18 protein-coding genes and 1 other annotated feature are annotated in these 19,985 nt (G+C 41.6%); of the genes, 13 read left to right on the top strand and 5 right to left on the bottom strand.

Going from position 1 to position 19,985, the window contains the following annotated elements; all coding sequences use genetic code 11:
* Nucleotides 1–82: 82 nt before the first annotated feature.
* Nucleotides 83–304 (top strand) — a binding site (T-box leader).
* A 97-nt stretch (nucleotides 305–401) separates the two neighbouring features.
* The 5 genes from leuS (at nucleotide 402) to BA70_RS12095 (ending at nucleotide 7,251) form a co-directional block, all read left to right on the top strand.
* Nucleotides 402–2,816 (top strand): leucine--tRNA ligase, encoded by a 2,415-nt coding sequence (gene leuS, locus BA70_RS12115; RefSeq protein WP_034322541.1) that lies wholly within the window; start codon nucleotides 402–404, stop codon nucleotides 2,814–2,816.
* A 130-nt stretch (nucleotides 2,817–2,946) separates the two neighbouring features.
* A complete protein-coding gene (locus BA70_RS12110; protein WP_034322537.1) occupies nucleotides 2,947–3,849 on the top strand; it encodes an alpha/beta hydrolase family protein in 903 nt (300 codons plus the stop codon).
* Between the two features lie 47 nt (nucleotides 3,850–3,896).
* The gene (locus BA70_RS12105) at nucleotides 3,897–4,649 is read left to right on the top strand and encodes an NAD-dependent epimerase/dehydratase family protein (protein ID WP_034322534.1); all 753 of its coding nucleotides are present in this window, start codon (nucleotides 3,897–3,899) and stop codon (nucleotides 4,647–4,649) included.
* 219 nt (nucleotides 4,650–4,868) lie between these two features.
* Nucleotides 4,869–5,729, top strand: a complete 861-nt coding sequence (locus BA70_RS12100) for a carbohydrate ABC transporter permease (RefSeq protein ID WP_105928365.1) — start codon at nucleotides 4,869–4,871, stop codon at nucleotides 5,727–5,729.
* A gap of 25 nt (nucleotides 5,730–5,754) precedes the next feature.
* On the top strand, nucleotides 5,755–7,251 hold the full coding sequence (locus BA70_RS12095) for an extracellular solute-binding protein (protein WP_034322529.1): 1,497 nt from the start codon (nucleotides 5,755–5,757) through the stop codon (nucleotides 7,249–7,251).
* Between the two features lie 42 nt (nucleotides 7,252–7,293).
* On the opposite strand, the gene BA70_RS12090 is transcribed toward BA70_RS12095, so the two are convergent.
* Both BA70_RS12090 and BA70_RS12085 read right to left on the bottom strand, forming a co-directional pair.
* The gene (locus BA70_RS12090) at nucleotides 7,294–8,133 is read right to left on the bottom strand and encodes an aldo/keto reductase (protein WP_034322526.1); all 840 of its coding nucleotides are present in this window, start codon (nucleotides 8,131–8,133) and stop codon (nucleotides 7,294–7,296) included.
* Nucleotides 8,130–9,332 (bottom strand): MFS transporter, encoded by a 1,203-nt coding sequence (locus tag BA70_RS12085; protein WP_034322523.1) that lies wholly within the window; start codon nucleotides 9,330–9,332, stop codon nucleotides 8,130–8,132. The genes BA70_RS12090 and BA70_RS12085 overlap by 4 nt, the downstream gene beginning before the upstream one ends.
* Before the next feature lie 155 nt (nucleotides 9,333–9,487).
* Between BA70_RS12085 and BA70_RS12080 the strand changes: the two genes are divergently transcribed.
* Nucleotides 9,488–9,859 (top strand): winged helix-turn-helix transcriptional regulator, encoded by a 372-nt coding sequence (locus BA70_RS12080; protein WP_034322520.1) that lies wholly within the window; start codon nucleotides 9,488–9,490, stop codon nucleotides 9,857–9,859.
* A gap of 38 nt (nucleotides 9,860–9,897) precedes the next feature.
* Here the strand turns inward: BA70_RS12080 and BA70_RS12075 are convergent, their stop codons facing one another.
* A complete protein-coding gene (locus BA70_RS12075; protein WP_034322518.1) occupies nucleotides 9,898–12,198 on the bottom strand; it encodes a helix-turn-helix domain-containing protein in 2,301 nt (766 codons plus the stop codon).
* Between the two features lie 231 nt (nucleotides 12,199–12,429).
* Here BA70_RS12075 and BA70_RS12070 point away from each other — a divergent pair, with 231 nt between their 5' ends.
* From BA70_RS12070 to BA70_RS12040, 7 genes are all read left to right on the top strand, one after another.
* Nucleotides 12,430–13,395: an ABC transporter permease gene (locus BA70_RS12070; RefSeq protein WP_034322515.1), complete on the top strand. Its 966-nt coding sequence runs from the start codon at nucleotides 12,430–12,432 to the stop codon at nucleotides 13,393–13,395.
* Between the two features lie 17 nt (nucleotides 13,396–13,412).
* A complete protein-coding gene (locus BA70_RS12065; RefSeq protein WP_034322514.1) occupies nucleotides 13,413–14,525 on the top strand; it encodes a glycoside hydrolase family 88/105 protein in 1,113 nt (370 codons plus the stop codon).
* Nucleotides 14,522–15,046: a hypothetical protein gene (locus BA70_RS12060; protein WP_034322512.1), complete on the top strand. Its 525-nt coding sequence runs from the start codon at nucleotides 14,522–14,524 to the stop codon at nucleotides 15,044–15,046. Before BA70_RS12065 ends, BA70_RS12060 begins: the two co-directional genes overlap by 4 nt.
* 17 nt (nucleotides 15,047–15,063) lie before the next feature.
* Nucleotides 15,064–16,353, top strand: a complete 1,290-nt coding sequence (locus BA70_RS12055; RefSeq protein ID WP_034322509.1) for a Gfo/Idh/MocA family protein — start codon at nucleotides 15,064–15,066, stop codon at nucleotides 16,351–16,353.
* Between the two features lie 24 nt (nucleotides 16,354–16,377).
* Nucleotides 16,378–17,061 (top strand): YesL family protein, encoded by a 684-nt coding sequence (locus BA70_RS12050; protein ID WP_034322506.1) that lies wholly within the window; start codon nucleotides 16,378–16,380, stop codon nucleotides 17,059–17,061.
* 54 nt (nucleotides 17,062–17,115) lie between these two features.
* Nucleotides 17,116–17,427 (top strand): rhodanese-like domain-containing protein, encoded by a 312-nt coding sequence (locus BA70_RS12045; RefSeq protein WP_034322503.1) that lies wholly within the window; start codon nucleotides 17,116–17,118, stop codon nucleotides 17,425–17,427.
* Nucleotides 17,428–17,528: 101 nt separating this feature from the next.
* Nucleotides 17,529–17,711 (top strand): sporulation protein Cse60, encoded by a 183-nt coding sequence (locus tag BA70_RS12040; protein WP_003217582.1) that lies wholly within the window; start codon nucleotides 17,529–17,531, stop codon nucleotides 17,709–17,711.
* Between the two features lie 40 nt (nucleotides 17,712–17,751).
* On the opposite strand, the gene BA70_RS12035 is transcribed toward BA70_RS12040, so the two are convergent.
* Together BA70_RS12035 and opuD are read right to left on the bottom strand one after the other, a co-directional pair.
* Nucleotides 17,752–18,276, bottom strand: coding sequence for a CbrC family protein (locus BA70_RS12035; RefSeq protein WP_034322500.1), 525 nt, complete (start codon nucleotides 18,274–18,276; stop codon nucleotides 17,752–17,754).
* Between the two features lie 127 nt (nucleotides 18,277–18,403).
* Nucleotides 18,404–19,936: a glycine betaine transporter OpuD gene (gene opuD / locus BA70_RS12030; RefSeq protein WP_034322497.1), complete on the bottom strand. Its 1,533-nt coding sequence runs from the start codon at nucleotides 19,934–19,936 to the stop codon at nucleotides 18,404–18,406.
* Between the last annotated feature and the right edge of the window lie 49 nt (nucleotides 19,937–19,985).

Here is a 19,985-nt window from a genome sequence, read left to right as displayed (position 1 = left end):
CTAGGGTACATTCCCATTGTATACAAACCTGCTTGCACTTATGATCATAATTCTATAAAATACTACTTAGATGACGGTTACGATAAGAACAGTGAAGAGGAGTAGTAGGAAAGCAGTATTTGTCTTTAGAGAATTGACGGCTGGTGAAAGTCAATCAAATCTGCTTCTGAACTCGCCTCAGAGTTGCAGTTGCGTTAAAGCTTCTGTCGCATGTCTGCGTTAAAGATATTAAGTGAGCGTACGAACAGCAAGTTACGCTAACAAGGGTGGTACCGCGGGAACCAAAAAATCTCTCGTCCCTTTCCAGGGATGAGGGTTTTTTGGTGATTTTAGAAAAATCTGAATTCTTGCAGTGGTCATCTGAGCAGATAAAGCCGTACATATTAAAGGAGGTTTTCATATTGAGTTTTCAGCATCGGGAAATTGAAAAGAAGTGGCAGGATCATTGGCTGACACATAAAACATTCGCCACATCTGACTCGGAAGATAAACCAAAGTTTTATGCGCTTGATATGTTTCCATATCCATCAGGAGCAGGGCTTCATGTCGGGCACCCTGAGGGCTACACAGCAACGGATATTTTATCACGTATGAAACGTATGCAGGGATATGATGTTCTTCATCCAATGGGATGGGATGCATTTGGTCTTCCAGCGGAGCAGTATGCACTGGATACAGGGAATGATCCGGCGGTCTTTACAGAAGAGAACATCAATAACTTCCGCCGCCAAATTCAATCTTTAGGATTCTCATACGACTGGGATAGAGAAATCAACACGACAGATCCGAATTATTACAAATGGACACAATGGATTTTCTTAAAATTGTATGAAAAAGGATTGGCTTATATCGATGAAGTACCAGTGAACTGGTGCCCAGCGCTCGGTACGGTCCTTGCAAACGAAGAAGTCATTGATGGAAAAAGTGAACGCGGAGGACATCCAGTTGAAAGACGTCCGATGAAGCAATGGATGCTGAGAATTACGGCATATGCGGACAGGCTGTTAGAAGATTTAGAAGACATTGATTGGCCTGAAAGCATCAAAGATATGCAGCGTAATTGGATCGGACGTTCTGAAGGTGCGCATGTTCACTTTGAAGTAGAAGGACATAATGAACAGTTTACCGTTTTTACAACGCGTCCTGATACACTATTTGGTGCAACGTATGCGGTGCTTGCACCAGAACATGCGCTTGTTGAGAAAATTACATCAGCTGCTCAAAAAGAAGCAGTGGATGCGTATATCAAAGAAATTCAATCTAAGAGCGACTTAGAGCGGACAGATCTATCTAAAACGAAAACGGGTATTTTCACAGGTGCGTATGCCATCAATCCATTAAATGGTGAAAAGATGCCGATCTGGATTGCAGATTACGTGTTAGCTACTTATGGAACGGGAGCTATTATGGCGGTACCTGCTCATGATGAGCGCGATTATGAATTCGCTAAGACATTTGATCTTCCAATTAAAGAAGTTGTAGCAGGCGGAGACATTGAAAAAGAAGCTTACACAGGTGATGGAAAACACATTAACTCTGACTTCTTAAATGGATTAGGGAAAGAAGAAGCGATTGAAAAAGCCATTGCATGGCTTGAAGAACATCAAAAAGGTGAAAAGAAAGTCACGTATCGTTTAAGAGACTGGTTATTCAGCCGTCAGCGTTACTGGGGTGAGCCAATTCCAATTATTCATTGGGAGGACGGAACATCTTCAGCTGTTTCGGAGGAAGAGCTTCCACTGATCTTGCCTAAGACAACGGAAATTAAGCCAAGTGGAACAGGTGAATCACCTTTAGCCAATATAAAAGAGTGGGTTGAGGTTGTAGATCCAGTTACAGGTAAAAAAGGACGTCGTGAAACCAATACAATGCCGCAATGGGCAGGCAGCTGCTGGTACTTCTTACGTTATATTGATCCACATAACACTGAAGAGCTTGCATCTCCTGAAAAGCTTAAAAAATGGCTTCCAGTTGATGTGTATATTGGCGGAGCAGAACATGCTGTACTGCATCTTTTATATGCGCGCTTCTGGCATAAATTCTTGTATGATATCGGCGTTGTCCCAACAAAAGAGCCTTTCATGAAATTGTTCAACCAAGGAATGATTCTTGGTGAAAATAATGAAAAAATGAGTAAATCAAAAGGGAACGTTGTCAACCCAGATGACATCGTAGAATCTCATGGCGCGGATACATTAAGACTTTATGAAATGTTTATGGGACCTTTAGATGCGTCAATCGCTTGGTCTGAAACAGGACTTGATGGCGCTCGCCGTTTCCTTGACCGTGTATGGCGCCTATTCACAAATGAAGATGGCTCAATCAGTGACAAAGTGACGGAGCAATCTGGTGGCGCATTAGAACGCAGCTATCATGAAACAGTGATGAAGGTGACAGATCATTATGAAGGCTTACGTTTCAATACAGGAATTTCACAATTAATGGTGTTTATCAATGATGCCTACAAGGCTGATACACTGCCGAAAGAATATGCAGAAGGCTTTGTGAAACTTCTTTCTCCAATTGCACCGCATTTAGCGGAAGAGCTTTGGAATAAACTTGGTCATGAAGGGTCGATTTCTTATGAAGCATGGCCGCAATATGACGAGGCAAAGCTTGTCGACGATGAAGTAGAAATTGTCGTACAGCTAAATGGGAAAGTGAAAGCAAAATTAACCGTTCCTGCTGATGCAACAAGGGAACAGTTAGAAGAACTTGCAAAAAATGATGCACGAGTAAAAGAACAGCTTGAAGGAAAAACCATTCGTAAAGTGATTGCGGTTCCTGGTAAGCTTGTCAATATTGTTGCGAACTAATGACTACACCCATCGGTATAAACCGGTGGGTGTTTGTTATTTCCCGGGACATAATTTTGTCGAAAACAAGGTGATTCTCTCATCGATCTCGTATTTTAAAAGTGGATCAAGAAAATGAGGAGTGACGTCAATGGAAAAGGAAAGCAAACGTGAACAACTGCTCAGTCTATTAGGAGAAATGCCAGAGCGTCATCGCGTGGAGGCTTATACGTTGAAAATTGAGGAACGTGAATCTTACTTAGTCGAAACACTTATTCTCTCTATTCATGGTGTAGAGGAAGTGCCCGCTTATTTTGTGAAGCCGAAGGACACAGTGAAAAAAAGACCGGTTGTGTTGTTCCAACATTCTCATGGCGGGAATTACGTAGATGGGAAGGAAGAATTGTTAAAGGGTGCTCATTATTTGCAAGCGCCTTCATACGCAAAAGAGTTCACGTCAAAAGGATATAGTGTGCTGGCCATTGACCATGCAGGTTTTGGTGAAAGAAGAGGGAGAACGGAAAGTGAAATTTTCAAGGAAATGCTTTTAACAGGAAAAGTGATGTGGGGCATGATGCTGTATGAAAGCATGTGTGCGATCGATTATTTGGTGTCTCGATCCGATGTGCTGCCAGACCGGTTAGCCGTTTTTGGGATGTCAATGGGTGGTCTTCTTTCATGGTGGACGGCTGCGCTTGATGAACGGATCAGTGTGTGTATCGATCTTTGCGCACAGGTAGATCATCATACATTGATTGAAACGAACAATTTAGACCGGCATGGCTTTTACTACTATGTACCGAGCTTAGCCAAGCATTTTACAGCAGCGGATATCCAGGAAATGATTTTTCCAAGACCCCATTTAAGCTTGGTTGGAAAACTCGATCAACTGACTCCCGCTGAAGGTGTTGGACGAATTCAAAAGGTATTGAGTCAAACCTATCAAGCTGCTTCATTGAAAGAACGGTATCAGCTTGTGGGTCTTCATGCAGGTCATTTTGAAACAGCCGCGATGCGTCACGAAGCAACACGATTTTTGAAAAAGTGGCTCTAATCAATAAAAGGCTTGGACATACTACGCCAAAAGGAAGGAGGAGACATATGAAAAAAATCACCATCATTGGCGGGTGCGGTGTGATCGGCCGTCTTTTAACAAAAGGGCTCTCTTCAGAGTACAACATCAACATCATTGATCAAACAAGCTGTGTAGAAAAAGTCATTTTAGCAGATGCAACGAATGAACAGGAATTATATCAGGCGATTCCGCGAGATACAGATGTCATCATTCACCTTCTGAACATGGACATGACGCATGATGTGATGAATGCAGAGGAATTCGCAAAAATGAATGATGTTTTTTGGCGGAGCACTTATCATATGTTTCGTTCAGCGGCTCGGTTAAGCATACGAAAAGTCATTTTTGCAAGCAGCAACCATGTGACCGATCGTTATGAAAAGGATGGTCATTCTTTACTAAGGCGAAATATTACGACTGACGATGTGCCTGCGACAAAAAATGTGTATGGCATTTTAAAATTTGCCTCCGAACAGCTAGGACGTTTATTCCACGATCAAACGGAGATGTCTGTCATCAATTTGCGCATTGGAACCGTTGTGACAGATGAAATGGAGGAATTACACAAGAAAAAAAGAACGAAAAGAACGCTGCTTTCACATGAAGATCTTGTTGGGATCACAAAAGCGGCGATTGAAACGGAAGTTCCCTTTGGGACATATTATGCCGTATCAGAAAACGAAGAAAAGCCTTGGTCCACTGAGAAAACGAAGCAGGAGTTAGGCTATAGACCAGATGTCAATACGACGGAAATTCTTGAAGAAAATGATCAGGCATAGGGCATAATCATGTCATTAGCTCATGATCTTATTCTTTTGTTTCATGAGCATAAAAGCACGACCGGCATGAAGATCTGTTTGGTCTGTCAAGATGATTATAGACGCTTTCTTCCCCCGTTTGTTACATTTTAATCACGATATCGTCACAGGCTGCAGCTTATTTTCAGACGAAATGATAACGCTTACAAAAGAAAGGGCGTGATGAACATAGATCGTTCTATGAAAGGCCGATTGTTCAATTTATTTAATTACTCTTTTCTACTCATGTTCGCATTAATATGTGTGCTCCCGTTCATCCATGTCATTGCCGCCTCTTTTGCAACGGTAGAAGAGGTCATCTCAAAGAAGTTTATTTTGTTTCCGACGACGTTTTCTCTCGAGGCTTATCGCTATATTTTTTCTACAGATATTGTGTATCGCAGCCTCATTGTATCCATTCTCGTGACGCTCGTTGGAACAGCTGTCAGCATGTTTTTGTCCTCACTGATGGCATATGGGCTGTCTCGCCGGGAGTTAAAAGGCCGGAGAACACTCATGTTTCTCGTCGTCTTCACGATGCTGTTTAGCGGAGGGATGATCCCGACGTTTATTGTGGTGAAAACACTTGGGCTGCTTGATACCTATTGGTCACTCATTCTGCCGGTCGCCATCAATGCATTCAATTTGATCATTTTGAAAAACTTCTTTCAAAACATTCCGGCAAGCCTTGAGGAATCAGCTAAAATGGATGGCTGTAACGATTTAGGGATCTTTTTTAAAATTGTGCTTCCTCTTTCTTTACCAGCCATTGCGACCATTTCACTTTTTTATGCCGTGACGTATTGGAATACGTACATGACCGCCATCCTGTATTTAAATGATTCGGTGAAATGGCCGATTCAGGTACTACTAAGGCAGATTGTGATTGTATCGAGCGGAATGCAGGGAGATATGTCGGATATGGGCTCATCGACACCACCGCCAGATCAAACGATTAAAATGGCTGTCATTGTCGTGGCGACCATTCCGGTTCTGCTTGTCTATCCATTTATTCAAAAGCATTTCAACAAAGGGGCATTACTAGGTTCTGTAAAGGGTTAAAAAGATGGAACAACGGAGGGATCTTATGGGGAGAAAGAAATTATGGTTGATAGCGTTTGTTCTGCTGTTTGCAGCAAGTGGCATTCTGTCAGCGTGCTCAAGTAAAGGAGCCAGCTCATCAGATGAGAAGGTTGATTTAGACAAAAAAGTGAAGCTGACTTGGATGGCCATTTTGTATCATCAGCAGCCGCCGAAGGATTCAGTATTAAAAGAGATTGAGAAGCTTACAAATACAGAGCTTGATATTACGTGGGTGCCTGATGCTGTGAAAGAAGACCGTTTAAATTCAGCACTTGCCGCAGGGAATCTCCCGCAAATTGTCACGATCCAAGACATTAAGAATTCGTCTGCTATTAATGCGTTCAGATCAGGCATGTTTTGGGAAATCGGTCCGTATTTAAAGGATTATCCAAATTTAAGTAAGATGAACGAACTGATTAATAAAAACGCCTCTATAGACGGTAAGCTTTATGGAATTTATAGAGAGAGACCACTTTCAAGACAAGGGATTGTCATTCGAAAGGATTGGCTTGAAAATTTAAATTTGGATACACCAAAAACATTAGATGATCTTTATGAAGTAGCCAAAGCATTTACTGAAAAAGATCCGAATCAAAATGGAAAAGCCGATACGATTGGCTTTACGGATCGAAATGATTTGATTTATGGGGCATTTAAGACACTTGGTTCATATGAAGGAATGCCAACAGACTGGAAAGAAGAAAACGGCAAATTCACGCCAGACTTTATGACAAATGAGTATATGAATACAATGAAATACATGAAAAAGCTGCGTGACAATGGCTATATAAACAAAGACTTCCCAGTCACAAGTAAAACACAGCAGCAAGAATTATTCTCACAAGGAAAAGCAGGCATCTATGTTGGAAATATGGTAGATGCGGTGAACCTAAGAGATGATGCGACAGATAAAAACATGGAAGTGGATATTATCAACCGAATCAAAGGCCCAGATGGCAAAGAACGTGTATGGGCATCTGGTGGTCATAATGGCATCTTCGCATTCCCTAAAACAAGCGTGAAATCTGAGGCGGAGTTAAAGCGGATTTTGGCCTTCTTTGATCGCATTGCAGAAGAAGATGTGTATGGTTTAATGACTTACGGTATAGATGGTCAGCATTATAAGAAAGAAGAAGGAAATACATTTGTCCGGGAAGAAAGCCAAGTGAAAAGCTGGCAGACAGATGTACAGCCGCTTGTCAGTCTTGTAGGCATTGATAAACGCTACTTAAAAAATAAAGGGGATGCGGTTCGTACAAAATATGAAGAGCTGGAAGAAGATAATAAGAATATGATTATCGCCAATCCTGCTGAAAGCCTGTATTCAGAAACGGCCTCAGAGCGAGGAAACGAATTGAAGAAAATCATCGATGATGCGACCTATAAGTTCATTCTTGGAGATATAAGCGAAGAGCAATTTAAGAAAGATATCGAGAAGTGGAAATCAAATGGTGGAAATAAAATCATTGAGGAATATGAAGCTTCCTTTAAAAAATCATAAACAGAACACCCCCGCTTAGCAGAAAAAGCGGGGGTGTTTTCATTAAAAGTCGAAGTTATCTGGATCAGGGCCAATACGTTTGTTCTCATTTAAATCAGAAAGACGCTTCATATCCTCATCCGAAAGAACAAAATCGAAAATATCGGCATTTTCTTTTAAACGATGTGCTTTCGTTGATTTTGGGATGGTGATGACACCCTTTTGCACATCCCAGCGCAAGATAATTTGTGCAGGTGTTTTGCTGTATGTGTCTGCGAGCTCCGTAATGAGCGGGTGATGCAGCAGCTCTCCCTGCATAAGTGGTGACCAGGCTTCCATTTGTATACCGCGTGTGTTCAAATACGTATAAAGTGTTTCCTGCGTGAGTTTTGGATGAAATTCCACTTGATTGATAGCTGGTATGATGTGCGCATCTTTTAACAGTTCGTCTAGATGATGCGGCTGGAAGTTGCTCACACCGATGGCTCTCACCTTTCCTTCACGATATAAGGTTTCTAGCGCACGCCAAGCTTCCTTATATTTTCCTTCAACCGGCCAATGGATTAGATACAGATCAAGGTAGTCAAGCTGAAGTTTTTTCAAGCTTTCTTCGTATGCTTGAAGTGTGGATTCATATCCTAAATCGGCATTCCACACTTTTGACGTCACAAAGATGTCTTCGCGGCGAAGTCCAGTTTCTGATAGGCCAAGTTGTATACCTCGCCCAACGCCTTCCTCATTGCCATAAATAGCCGCTGTATCAATACTGCGATAGCCTAATTGAATGGCTGTTTTGACAGCTTCGATTAATTCAGCGCCATCTTCAACCTTGAATACACCAAGACCGAAACCTGGCATGTTGACCCCATTGTTTAATGTTTTTGTACTTTGTAAATGGTTCATATTGAAAACTCCTTTATCGTTTGATTGTGTTCTGTTTGTTCCATTCGAAAACTGATCATTGTGAGAATGGCTGCCATGAGCACCATGATGCCGCCAACCCAGCCTGTATGCACAAGTCCAAGTGTATCTGTCACGATGCCGCCTAAAAATGAGCCGATGGCGATACCGGCATTAAAGGCAGCGATATTCATAGCGGAAGCGACATCGACTGCTCCAGGTGTGTATCTTTCTGCGAAATCAACGACGGCGACTTGCAAACCAGGTACATTCATGAAAGCAAACAGCCCCATTAGCATCACGGTTCCAATCCCTAACACCGTGAATTTGGCAGTGAAGCTAAGGATAAACAAGATGATGCTTTGGATGATAAACATATAGATCAGTGCTTTCATTGGTTGTTTATTCGCAGCTTTTCCGCCAATCACATTTCCAGCTGCGATGGTCATCCCGTATAAAAGCAGCATCAAGGCAACAGTTCCAGGTGCAAGACCTGTCACATACTGAAGAAGAGGAGATAAATACGTGAAGACAACAAAGGTTCCTCCGTATCCTGTCGCTGTAATGACAAATAGAAGCAACATTCTTTTTGTCTTTAATAAGGCCGCTTGATCCTTAAATGATGTTTTCATGCCCTGCTTTAATTGAGATGGAACGAGAAAATAATTGGCAACGAATGCGATCAAACCAATGATGACAATTACACCAAATGATGTCCGCCAGCCGAGCTCATGACCAAGAAATGTACCGAATGGCACCCCGGTCACAGTCGCGACTGTTAAACCAGTGAACATAAATGCAATGGCGCTTGCCCGCTTTTCTTTCACCACAAGGCTTGCAGCAATGGTAGAGCCAATGGACATAAAGACCCCATGGGATAAGGCTGAAATCACTCGTCCGAATAACAGTACTGAAAAAGTCGGGGCAATGGTGGCGAGTGTATTGCCAATTAAAAAGACGAGCATAATGAGCAAAAGCAATGTCTTTCTTTTCATGGTTGAAGTAAGTGAGGTCAGAATAGGTGCGCCAAAGGTTACTCCGAGCGCGTATAAAGAGACGGTCCAGCCCGCTTGACTGACGCTCACTCCAAAGTCTTCTGAGATCATCGGCAAAAGACCGACACTAATGAACTCAGTTGTTCCTATAGCAAAAGCACTAATAGCTAGTGCGAGAAGGGCAAAGTAGTTTTGTTGTTTCTTCATAAATAGGTTCACATCCTTCTTTGATGACATTTTGATAGACGAATCCGATCGGCAAGAGTTATTATCTAACATAGATGACGAAAAAAAAAGTACGTACTTTTTTGTAATATAGGTACTAAAAAGTGCCCATTCAGAACAAATAGGAGTGAGATTCAATGGAAAAGAAAAAGTATAATATCTCTGTGGAGGCGACGCTTGACGTCATTGGCGGAAAGTGGAAGTGCGTCATTTTATGCCATTTGACACATGGGAAAAAACGCACGAGTGAATTAAAGCGACTCATGCCTAATATCACTCAAAAAATGCTCACACAGCAGCTGAGAGAGCTTGAAAGTGACGGGGTGATTAACCGGATTGTGTACGAACAGGTGCCGCCTAAAGTGGAATATGAATTAAGTGAATACGGACAGTCGCTCGAAAGAATTTTGAATGCGTTATGTGATTGGGGAGCAGCTCATATTGAACGTGTGTATGGAGAGCCGCTTTCAGTCCTGGAAGACAGCATCTTAAATGAGCAGTTTAAATAAAAAAGTCCCGCTTCTTGTGAGAGCGGGACTTTTTTGCATTATGTTCCTTTTTTCTGGTCACGGTATTTCCCAGGAGTCGTGCCTTCTAGCTTTTTAAAGGAACGGATGAAATTTTGCGGGTTTTTATATTTTAGCTTTTCCGAAATCTCTTTCACGGACATATCGGTTTCCACAAGCCAGTTTTTGGCGACATGATGCCTGTACGACGAGAGATATTCACTAAAGGAGATATCCATTTCCTTTCTGAAAATACTGCTTAAATAATTTGGGTTGTAATGCAGGCGTGAAGCGATTTCATCCAATGTGAGATCTGAGTCAAATTCTTGATGAATGATATGAATGATTTTCTCTGAGATATTTTTGTATTGTGAGTCCTCACGTGCACCAAGCTGGTCAATAATTGGCCGAATGATCTCATGTTTTAGCCATGCCTCTGTATCTTCAAAGGTTTTAAACTCAAAGATCGTATCATAGAGCATTTTGTTGTCTTCGACCTCAAATAATTCAATGCCCAACAAGTGCATTAGCTCAATCAAGTTGTTTAAAAAACGGGCAAGGGCGATATGGTATTCGTGCGGTCCCGCATTTTTAGAAAAAATGGATTGCAGGAGCACATGTAAATAATGATCAGCCTTTCCTTGATCTCCAGCTTTAATGGCATCAAATAAATCATGCTGCAGCTGTTTTGGGAAATGGGTTTTAAATGTTCTTCCTTGCTGAATATGCTCATATAAGATAATGGACTTTTTCTCTGCTTTGAGTCTGTATTTTAAGGCTTCTTTTCCTTCAATATAAGCATGTTTGGCCATGGTGAGGTCCTTAAACTGGCGGCTAATGCCGATACTGATAGACAAACCAAGCTCTTCCTCGATACGCAGTTGAATGGTTTCAGCTAATTGATTTAAATATTCAGTAAATTCCTCATCTGACTTCGATTGGTTCAGGACAATCGTCGTTTGATGCTGATTGACAACGGTTGGCTGAAGGTGCTCATCTTGTGGAATAATCTGCTCGATCAGTCCATTAATGGCAAACAAAAGCAAGTCAGCATCCTTTTTTTCATACGGTGTTCCTTTCAGCGTATCGATTTGGGTTACAAGCATGGATAAATGCGACCAGTCACGAGGGAATCCTAAACTTTGGAATCGGTTGTTAATCTCTTCTTCCGTCAGCTTTCCAAGGAGCAGGCGTACCATAAAGTATTGCTGTAAGTGAGTCACTTGCTGCTCAATGCGTTCCTCTAAATCATTGTTTTGATCTTTCATTTGTTTAATACTCGACTCAATCAACTCGAACTCATTTTGGAATGGCTGCTTATGCAAAAATGATTCATTGCGTGCAAATGACTCGTATAATAAGCGAATTGGTTTATAAAAGTGTCTGGAACCAAACCATGAAAATAGTAATGAAAGCGCTAACAAAATAAAGCAAATAATAAAGGTGATCCACCCAATTGATTTCGTTTGCTGCTTGAGTTCTGGAATAGATACAAAGGATAGGTACGTCCATTCGTTATAGTCTGATTTTTGAAACGTAATTTGATAGTTCAGTTCATCAATCTTCATGTCAAATTGTCCTGATCGACTTTCAAGTGATAGTACATGCTTGACGAAATCTTGATTTTTCAAGGATTCACCGATCTGTTCTTTGCGATTATGTAGCAGCACTTTTCCTTTTGTATCAATGACAAACATACTGTCAGATTGAGAGAAGTCAGGCATGTTGTCAGCAATCGCGCAGCTCGGAATACTGGCGACGGCGATCCCCTTTTTTTGGACACTATTCATAGGCAGTTGTTTGATTAAGTTCACATTGTACTTGCAAAAGGACGCTTTTCCTTCTTTTGTCGAGACAAGTGGGTTATTCTCTTCAAGTGCCCAGCTGGAGTGACTCGGAATATTGAGGTAAGAGGCTAACGCTTTTTCTTGGTCTCCATTCGTGACATGATAAAGACCGGAATTGTTCATGTACCAATCCTCTATTTTACTGACGAGTGTAATATTGGAGAGATCGGTATCAAAGGTTTGCAGGTAGTTCAGTTCCTGCTGTACTTGATTATAAAGCTGGAATTGGTCTGGATTTAAAGGTTCTGTCAGTGTTTGAAGGAGAGGCGGCGAACTGACATAGTGAGTGAGAGAATGATCAACTGTCTTTAAAATATGCTCAATATTGGATTGCGTTTGTTTGACGCTGTCCAGCTTTTCATTTGAGATATTTTCAAGTGCTGTTTTTTGCGAATGCTGATAAGAAAAAATACCGACAATGATAACAGGAATCGTACTAAGCATGAAAAAAAACGTTACAAGCTTGTAATAAAATTTATACTGCCTTCTTTTCATAAAACCCCCCATTTCAAACGAAACAATCTTTTCCCCTTATTTTATTAATCCAAAAATCTGGTAGGTTTGTCAATAATCATTTTCTGAGATTAGGATCATTTTCTTATGTTTTATGTAACATTTTGAGTAGCTTCCCCTAAGGAAATATGATCTGTTGATATGATTGTAGACGGATTTTTCATCCTTAAGATACAGTTAACACATGCATCAGCATGAGGGGAGGCTTTATTAATGAAAACAGAGGATGTCACTGCCAAGGGTGTGCCTGCGGCAGCTTTAAAAAAAGAAAATAGAAAGCGCTTACTTAATCAATTGCTTAGTCAAAAGTTTTTGTATTTAATGATTTTACCAGGGTTCATTTATTTTATTGTCTTTAAATATGTGCCTATGTGGGGACTCATTATTGCCTTTCAAGATTACCAGCCGTTTCTCGGTATTCTTGGCAGTGAGTGGGTTGGGTTCAAGCACTTTATTCGATTGTTTACAGAACCAACATTTTTCATCTTATTAAAAAATACGCTCATTTTATTTGCCATGAATGTCGTGATTTTCTTTCCGATTCCAATCTTATTAGCACTCCTTTTAAACGAGGTTCGATTGGCATTGTTTAAGAAATTTGTTCAGACGATGATTTATATCCCTCACTTCATGTCATGGGTGATTGTTGTGTCCTTATCTTTTGTTTTGTTAACAGTAGATGGTGGGTTAATTAATGAATTGATTGCTTTCTTTGGAGGTGAAAAGATTAACTTCCTCCTTAGTCAGGATTGGTTTAGACCGATGTACATTTTACAGGTGATCTGGAGAGAAGCAGGGTGGTCAACGATCATTTACCTTGCGGCGATTACGGCCGTGGACCCGCAGCTATATGAAGCAGCGAAAATGGACGGTGCCGGCAGACTGAGACAGATGTGGCATATCACCCTTCCTGCCATTAAAAGTGTCATTGTGGTTCTGCTTATTTTAAAAATCGGTGATACGTTAGAGCTTGGCTTTGAGCACGTCTATCTATTACTCAACGCAACAAACCGGGAAGTAGCGGAGATTTTTGATACGTATGTCTATACAGCTGGACTCAAGCAAGGACAATTCAGCTATAGTACCGCTGTTGGTTTATTTAAAGCAGCCGTTGGACTCATTTTGGTCATGCTGGCGAACCGTTTAGCGAAGAAATTTGGGGAAGAAGGTATTTACTAAAAAGGGAGATGAGAAGAATGACATTATCTACTGAGAAGGTATCACCACTTGAGCATGCAGAGAAATTAGCACAAAGTATTATGAAAGCGCATACACCAATTGAGCTACCGCCAGCTGGAAGATGGCATTATCATCAAGGGGTTTTTCTTTGCGGTGTGATGAAGCTGCACGCGGCAACGGGGAACGAGGCATATTTCGATTATGTGAAAAGCTATGCGGACTCGCTCATTGATGAGTACGGAAATCTGTTATTTCGCAGGGATGAGCTTGATGCGATACAAGCAGGACTCATTTTATTCCCCCTTTATGAAAGAACGGGAGAGAAGCGGTATATGCTGGCAGCGGAGAAGCTGCGCGGACTTTATCGTACGCTCAATCGCACGTCTGAGGGTGGATTTTGGCATAAAGACAATTATGCTTATCAAATGTGGCTCGATGGTCTCTATATGGGAGGTCCTTTTGCATTAAAGTATGCCCAGCTTAAAGGAGAAGAGACGCTTGTGGATATGGTTATCCATCAAGAGCATCTCATGAGAAAGCATACAAAAGATGAAACAACAGGGCTTTATTATCATGCGTGGGATGAACGAAAAGTGATGCCATGGGCAGACCCAAAGACTGGCTGTTCCCCAGAGTTTTGGGCAAGGTCCTTTGGCTGGTATGTCCTTGCATTAGCAGATATGATCGAGGATCTGCCAGAAGAGCATGAGGGGCGAAAGGTGTGGAAGGAAACACTGACAGACATGTTGGAAAGTGTGGCAAAGTATCAGGATGAAGAGACAGGTCTCTGGCATCAAATTATTGATAAAGGAAATTATAGCGACAATTGGCTTGAAAGCTCCGGATCGTGTTTATTCATGTATGCCATGGCAAAAGCCATGAATGAAGGGTATGTGAGTCTCCGTTATGTCGATCATGTGGTCAAAGCATATGAAGGCTTGATCCAGCATAAGACGGAGGAGAAAGAAAACGGCGATTTTACAGTGAACGATATTTGTATCGGAACATCTGCGGGATTTTATGATTACTACGTTGGAAGAGATCGGAGTACAAACGACTTGCACGGGGCAGGCGCTTTTATTATGGCATTAACTGAGTTAGAGAAGCTGTCTGTTTTTCAAAAGGCATGAGAAGGCGTCAAAGAGCTGCGGCATGGCTCATCAGTTTCATCGCTGCCTTTTGTTTGTCAGCCTGTCAGGGGAAAACAAACGGTATCGATGTTCTTATTTTTTCTGACATGTCAAAGGGGATGAAAGATCAATTAATGGAGAAGGCTTTTCAGCCGGATCAAGAGACATACAACGTCCACATCTTCCCAGCGATTCCTGAGAAGCTTCTCGTTGAAATCACTGCAAAAGAGGGAGACGTGATGTTCGTCCCTGAAGAAATGTTTAGAACGTATGATGATCCTGAAAGCTTTCAGTTGCTTGAAGAGATGGGAGTAAATGATGAAGCGGCGGGACCATACACGATAGAGGATCCAAAGACGGGGAAAACGATTGATTATGCGGTTCAAATCAACAAAGGAACGAAAAAGCTAAACGGCTATACATTCCGATTACACCGAGATATGGTCGCTTTTATTCCCGTGTATGCTGAGAAATCCAAAGAGGCGCTGTCTCTCATGAAACAACTTCGTGAAAATCGATAGAAAAAGGGGTGGGGAATGTGAAACGGGTCGTGATTTGTGGGCTCAGTCATCGTGCTTTCAATATGTTTATTAAACCGCTCATAGAGGATTTCAATGAGCATTACAGAATCACAGGGCTTCTAGATATAGATGATCAGCGGTATACAATTTGTCAGCAGCGCTTTCCATCGCTGAGAGGGGTCTCATTTTTTCATGAGGATGCATTTGATCAGATGGTGAAGGAAGCAAAGCCAGACATCGTCATTGTGGCAGGACGAGATGATACGCATGTCACGTATATCATGCAGGCACTTGATCATGATCTTGATGTCATCACTGAAAAACCGATGGTGACAACAGCAAAAGACGCGAAAAAAGTGATGGATAAAGAGGCAGAGAGCAAAGGGAAGGTGACGGTCACCTTTAATTATCGCTACAATCCATTTCATCGGAAGGTGAAAGAGCTCATTTTAGACGGGAAGATCGGAAGGGTCACCTCTGTTGAACTGAGCTGGCTCATTGACACGTATCATGGAGCCAGTTATTTCAAAAGGTGGAATCGCACACGTCAATTCTCTGGAGGTCTGTCTATTCATAAGTCGACCCATCATTTTGATTTGGTCAACTGGTGGATTGATCAAAAGCCGAAGCAAGTATTTGCTTATGGGGCGCTCAACTATTATGGAAGCGAAAGTCCTTGGAATCCCTTACAGGATGAGAAAAATAGGTATTGCGGAACATGCCATGTGAAAGATACATGTCATTATGAAGCAAGGTGGAATCCCCGGGTAGAGCGCTCGAAGGTGGAGGACGATCATATTGAATCAGGTCAGGAGCCAACGCAACAGTACTCAAATTACCGCCCAGATGCCTGTATTTTTGATAAGGAAATTGACATTGAGGATACGTATGTGGCGTCAGTGGCTTATGACCAAGGTGCCCTATTAAGCTATTCGATTCAATTTTCAGCTCCGTATGAAGGGTACCGGCTTGCGATTAACGGGACGAAGGGACGCATTGAAACAAATGAGTTTCATGTACCATCGAGAATTCCTTTTCAATTCCCGGAACAAACGATTTCTTACTATCCGATGTTTGGAGCAAAAGAGACAATTGAAGTCGTGAAGCAGCCAGGCGGACATGGCGGCGGAGATCCGTTGCTGCTAGCAGATTTATTTTTAGGAAAAGATCCGTTGATCCACTATGACATTTCGGCAGGAGCAGAGGCTGGTGCTTATTCGATTGCAATTGGGGAAGGTATGTGGCGCTCTGTCGCAGAAAAACGCCCAATCGAAATAGAAGAATTGTTTCAAAAAGAGACGGTGTAACGAGAAAGAGAGGAGGGAAAAGAGATGGATCATGATGGATCAATGAGTAGAATGCTGCGGATGTGTGAGTGGGTGATGCGGCTCGCCTATACCAATTTGCTATGGCTTTTGTTCACATTACTGGGGCTTGGGGTCTTTGGATTTATGCCTGCGACAACTGCGTTATTTTCCGTGATGAGAAAGTGGATACAAGGGCACGAACAAGTCAAAGTATTCTGCACCTTTTGGAAGGTATACCGCGAGGAGTTTGTACGCTCTAATCTGATTGGCGTGGTGCTGCTCATGATTGGGACGATTATTTATGTAGACCTTGCTTATATTTATCCAACGAGCTGGTTTTTACATATGCTTCGCTTTGCCATTTATATCTTTGGTTTTCTGTTTATTGTCAGCTTGTTTTATATTTTTCCGCTGCTTGCTCATTACGATTGGAAAAAGCGTCTCTATCTGAAATTCTCTCTTCTGCTTGGTCTTTCGTATTTGCAATATACGCTCTCTATGCTCGTTTTCTCGGCCGTCCTGTTTGTCCTATTTGCTTATTTGCCGGGGATCGTGCCGTTTTTTAGCGTGAGTATTCTCGCATATGGACACATGTGGCTAGCCTATCAAGTCTTTAAAAAGGTAGAGTTTGAAAGTGAGCAGCAGGCAGTAGATGTGCAGAAACGATTGCCATCTTTCCTTCAATCGAAGCGGGTGAATACGCAGTGATGTGAATGATTTGCTATAATGGTGTCACCGTGAACAAAAGGAGAGATGAGAGTCGTGTCAGTAAAAGAAATTTCAATAGAAGAATTAAAGCAAAAACTTGAGCAAGAAGAAGCCATTCAGCTAGTCGACGTACGTGAGGATGAAGAGGTAGCAGAAGGCATGATCCCAGAAGCAGTCCATATTCGAATGGGAGATATCCCTGAGAAACTAGATGCGTTCGATAAAACGCAGGAATATTATATCATTTGTCGTTCTGGTAAACGTAGTGAAAATGTCTGCTATTACCTAGAAGACCAAGGCTATCAAGCGACCAATGTGGTTGGTGGGATGCTTGCATGGACAGGAGAAACAAAACCGAAGCTGTAAAAAGGAGTCCTTTCATCGATGAGATGGAAGGCTTTTTTTGTTCATATGCCCGTCTCTATGTGCATAAAGATAGAGTAGCGAGAGAAGGGAGAGTGGCATATGTGCTAAAGGTAGCTGTATTTGATGAAGAACACGAAAAAGATTTACAGAGCGAAATCAATCTATTTTTAAAAGGAATGGATGACGACCAAATCATTGACATCAAGTACAATGTAGCAGTGATCTGTGAGCAAGGAGGAGAACAACTCTACTGTTTTTCTGCGCTTATTTTATATAAAAAATAACCAGCATTAAAAAAGGACCTGATTGAAGGGTCCTTTTTGATTAACTAGCGTCAATATATAAACGATGCTTCTTGCAGTGAACACATTGAAAGAGATAGCCTTGTAAGTCTCCTCCGTTAACGAGCCATTGCTTAAGGTTCTCTTTCGTTAATCCTCCACCACTACAAATGTCTTCGATGTCCTCAGAGAGCTCTTCCTCTAAATGCTCAATCTCTTTCCATCCAACATATTGGACAATCGCGCAAAAATCACCGCAATGGCTTAACCAATATTCCTGCTGCCATCCGCAATAACCAGGCGTTCTGAAGATGAGTTCATCTACATATTCTTGTTGATTGACGTCATCACAACTCACATCGTCTTGAAACGATCCATTGTATTTTTTAGCGGCTGATCCATCTTTAATGCACCAAGGGCAGATTCCTTCTATATCTTCAACGGAATAAAATGGACCGTGATACACATATTCGCTTTCTTTTTCACAAACAGGACATGTCGTATGCTCTTTTTTGATCACGTTTAATGAAATTGGGTCTGGGTTGTACTTGAACGTAGGTAACGTCATATAAACCTCCATTATGTAGAAAAGTGAATGATTCATCACTATTTTATAGGGATCCGCAAGGTCATGACAATCTTAAATGATCTATATAGAAAAAAGCCGTTCGAATAACGGCTTTTTCTTCTTACGATTATGCTTTTTTTACTCTTGGACTTCGTGGTTTATTCACTTTGTTTGCTTGTTTGATTGTCCTTCGTTCATCATTTAATGATCTATACAGCGATACGATCATCAAAATGATGACAACGGAGAACGGCAAAGCTGCGAGTTTTGCTGTATTTTGCAAGGCTTCAAGTCCGCCTGAAAATAAAAGCACTGCAGCAACAGCTGATTGGATGATGCCCCAGCTGACTTTGACACTGCCAGAAGGGTTTAATGATCCGTAGGTTGTCTGCATTCCAAGCACAAATGTGGCTGAATCAGCGGAAGTGATAAAGAATACCGCAATTAAAATGAGTGCTAGAATTGATGTAACCATCGCCAGTGGATATTCATTTAGTACACCAAAGAGCATCGTTTCAGTGGAAAGACCTGCAACATCAACAATATTCTTTTGCTGTAAGTCCATGGCAGATACACCAAAAATGGAGAACCAAAGGAATACAAGGATAGAAGGAGCGACTAAGACACCAACTAAAAACTCCCGAATTGTCCGTCCGCGTGACACTCTTGCGATAAAGATTCCGACAAATGGTGCCCAAGAGATCCACCATGCCCAATAAAAGATCGTCCATCCATTAATCCATTCTCTCTTTTCAGGATCATTTGGAGATAACCGAAAGCTCATTTGAACGATGTTGGATAAGTATTGTCCAATCGAGTCAGTAAATGAATTTAAAATAAAAACAGTTGGACCTGCCAAAAGTAAGAAAAACATCAGAACAGCTGCTAATACCATGTTGATATTACTTAAATACTTAATCCCTTTTCCAATACCGCTTAGTGCAGATGCAAGGAAGAGCACCGTCACAATCGCAATAATGATCAATTGTGTGCTAAAAGCATTCGGAATTTGAAATAGGTAATTTAATCCACCATTGATTTGTGCTGCGCCTAATCCTAAGCTTGTTGCAACCCCAACTACTGTTGCAAATACAGCAATACAATCGATGGTTTTTCCGATCCATCCGTGAATTCTATCTCCTAAAACCGGCTGCAACGTCGCACTGATTAAGCCGGGTGCATCTTTTCTAAATTTAAAGTAAGCGATGCAAAGTGCAACAATGGCATAAATAGCCCATGCATGAAGCCCCCAGTGGAAAAAAGTATAACGAAGAGAATCGCGGAAGGCCTGTGCGGTTTCAGTCTCACCTGTTGGTGACTGAATGGCATAGTGGCTGATCGGTTCAGCTGCTCCGTAAAAAACAAGACCAATTCCCATACCGGCACTAAATAGCATAGCAAACCAAGAAAATAGACCAAATTCAGGCTCTTCGCCTGGCTTTCCTAGTGTAATTTTACCGATTGGGCTAAAAATAAAGAATAGACAAAAGCCGACTAGCAGTGATACCACTAATAAGTAATACCAGCCAAAGTCATTTGTAATGTATGTTTGAATTTGATCCGTCACATTTTGCAGTGTTTCTGGAGAAAAGGCTCCCCATAGAACGGCAACAAATGTGATCGCAATCACAATCCAAAATACACTTGATACGTTTTTCACACCATCTCACTCTCCTGTTGTTCTACACGTTTAAGCAGAGGATTTTGTT

The organism is Bacillus zhangzhouensis (genome assembly GCF_000715205.1).
In the GTDB taxonomy this organism is placed as follows: domain Bacteria; phylum Bacillota; class Bacilli; order Bacillales; family Bacillaceae; genus Bacillus; species Bacillus zhangzhouensis.
Note: the sequence above shows the minus strand (reverse complement) of the source record. Positions and strands in the feature narration are given on the sequence as shown.

Bases quoted from the DNA above. Each gene is read 5' to 3' on its own strand.
- BA70_RS12080 (WP_034322520.1), top strand. From the start codon at position 9,488: ATGGAAAAGAAAAAGTATAATATCTCTGTGGAGGCGACGCTTGACGTC.
- BA70_RS12110 (WP_034322537.1), top strand. From the start codon at position 2,947: ATGGAAAAGGAAAGCAAACGTGAACAACTGCTCAGTCTATTAGGAGAA.
- BA70_RS12090 (WP_034322526.1), bottom strand. From the start codon at position 8,133: ATGAACCATTTACAAAGTACAAAAACATTAAACAATGGGGTCAACATG.
- BA70_RS12075 (WP_034322518.1), bottom strand. From the start codon at position 12,198: ATGAAAAGAAGGCAGTATAAATTTTATTACAAGCTTGTAACGTTTTTT.
- BA70_RS12050 (WP_034322506.1), top strand. From the start codon at position 16,378: ATGGATCATGATGGATCAATGAGTAGAATGCTGCGGATGTGTGAGTGG.
- BA70_RS12065 (WP_034322514.1), top strand. From the start codon at position 13,413: ATGACATTATCTACTGAGAAGGTATCACCACTTGAGCATGCAGAGAAA.
- BA70_RS12105 (WP_034322534.1), top strand. From the start codon at position 3,897: ATGAAAAAAATCACCATCATTGGCGGGTGCGGTGTGATCGGCCGTCTT.
- BA70_RS12070 (WP_034322515.1), top strand. From the start codon at position 12,430: ATGAAAACAGAGGATGTCACTGCCAAGGGTGTGCCTGCGGCAGCTTTA.
- BA70_RS12100 (WP_105928365.1), top strand. From the start codon at position 4,869: ATGAAAGGCCGATTGTTCAATTTATTTAATTACTCTTTTCTACTCATG.
- BA70_RS12085 (WP_034322523.1), bottom strand. From the start codon at position 9,332: ATGAAGAAACAACAAAACTACTTTGCCCTTCTCGCACTAGCTATTAGT.
- BA70_RS12095 (WP_034322529.1), top strand. From the start codon at position 5,755: ATGGGGAGAAAGAAATTATGGTTGATAGCGTTTGTTCTGCTGTTTGCA.
- BA70_RS12035 (WP_034322500.1), bottom strand. From the start codon at position 18,276: ATGACGTTACCTACGTTCAAGTACAACCCAGACCCAATTTCATTAAAC.
- BA70_RS12060 (WP_034322512.1), top strand. From the start codon at position 14,522: ATGAGAAGGCGTCAAAGAGCTGCGGCATGGCTCATCAGTTTCATCGCT.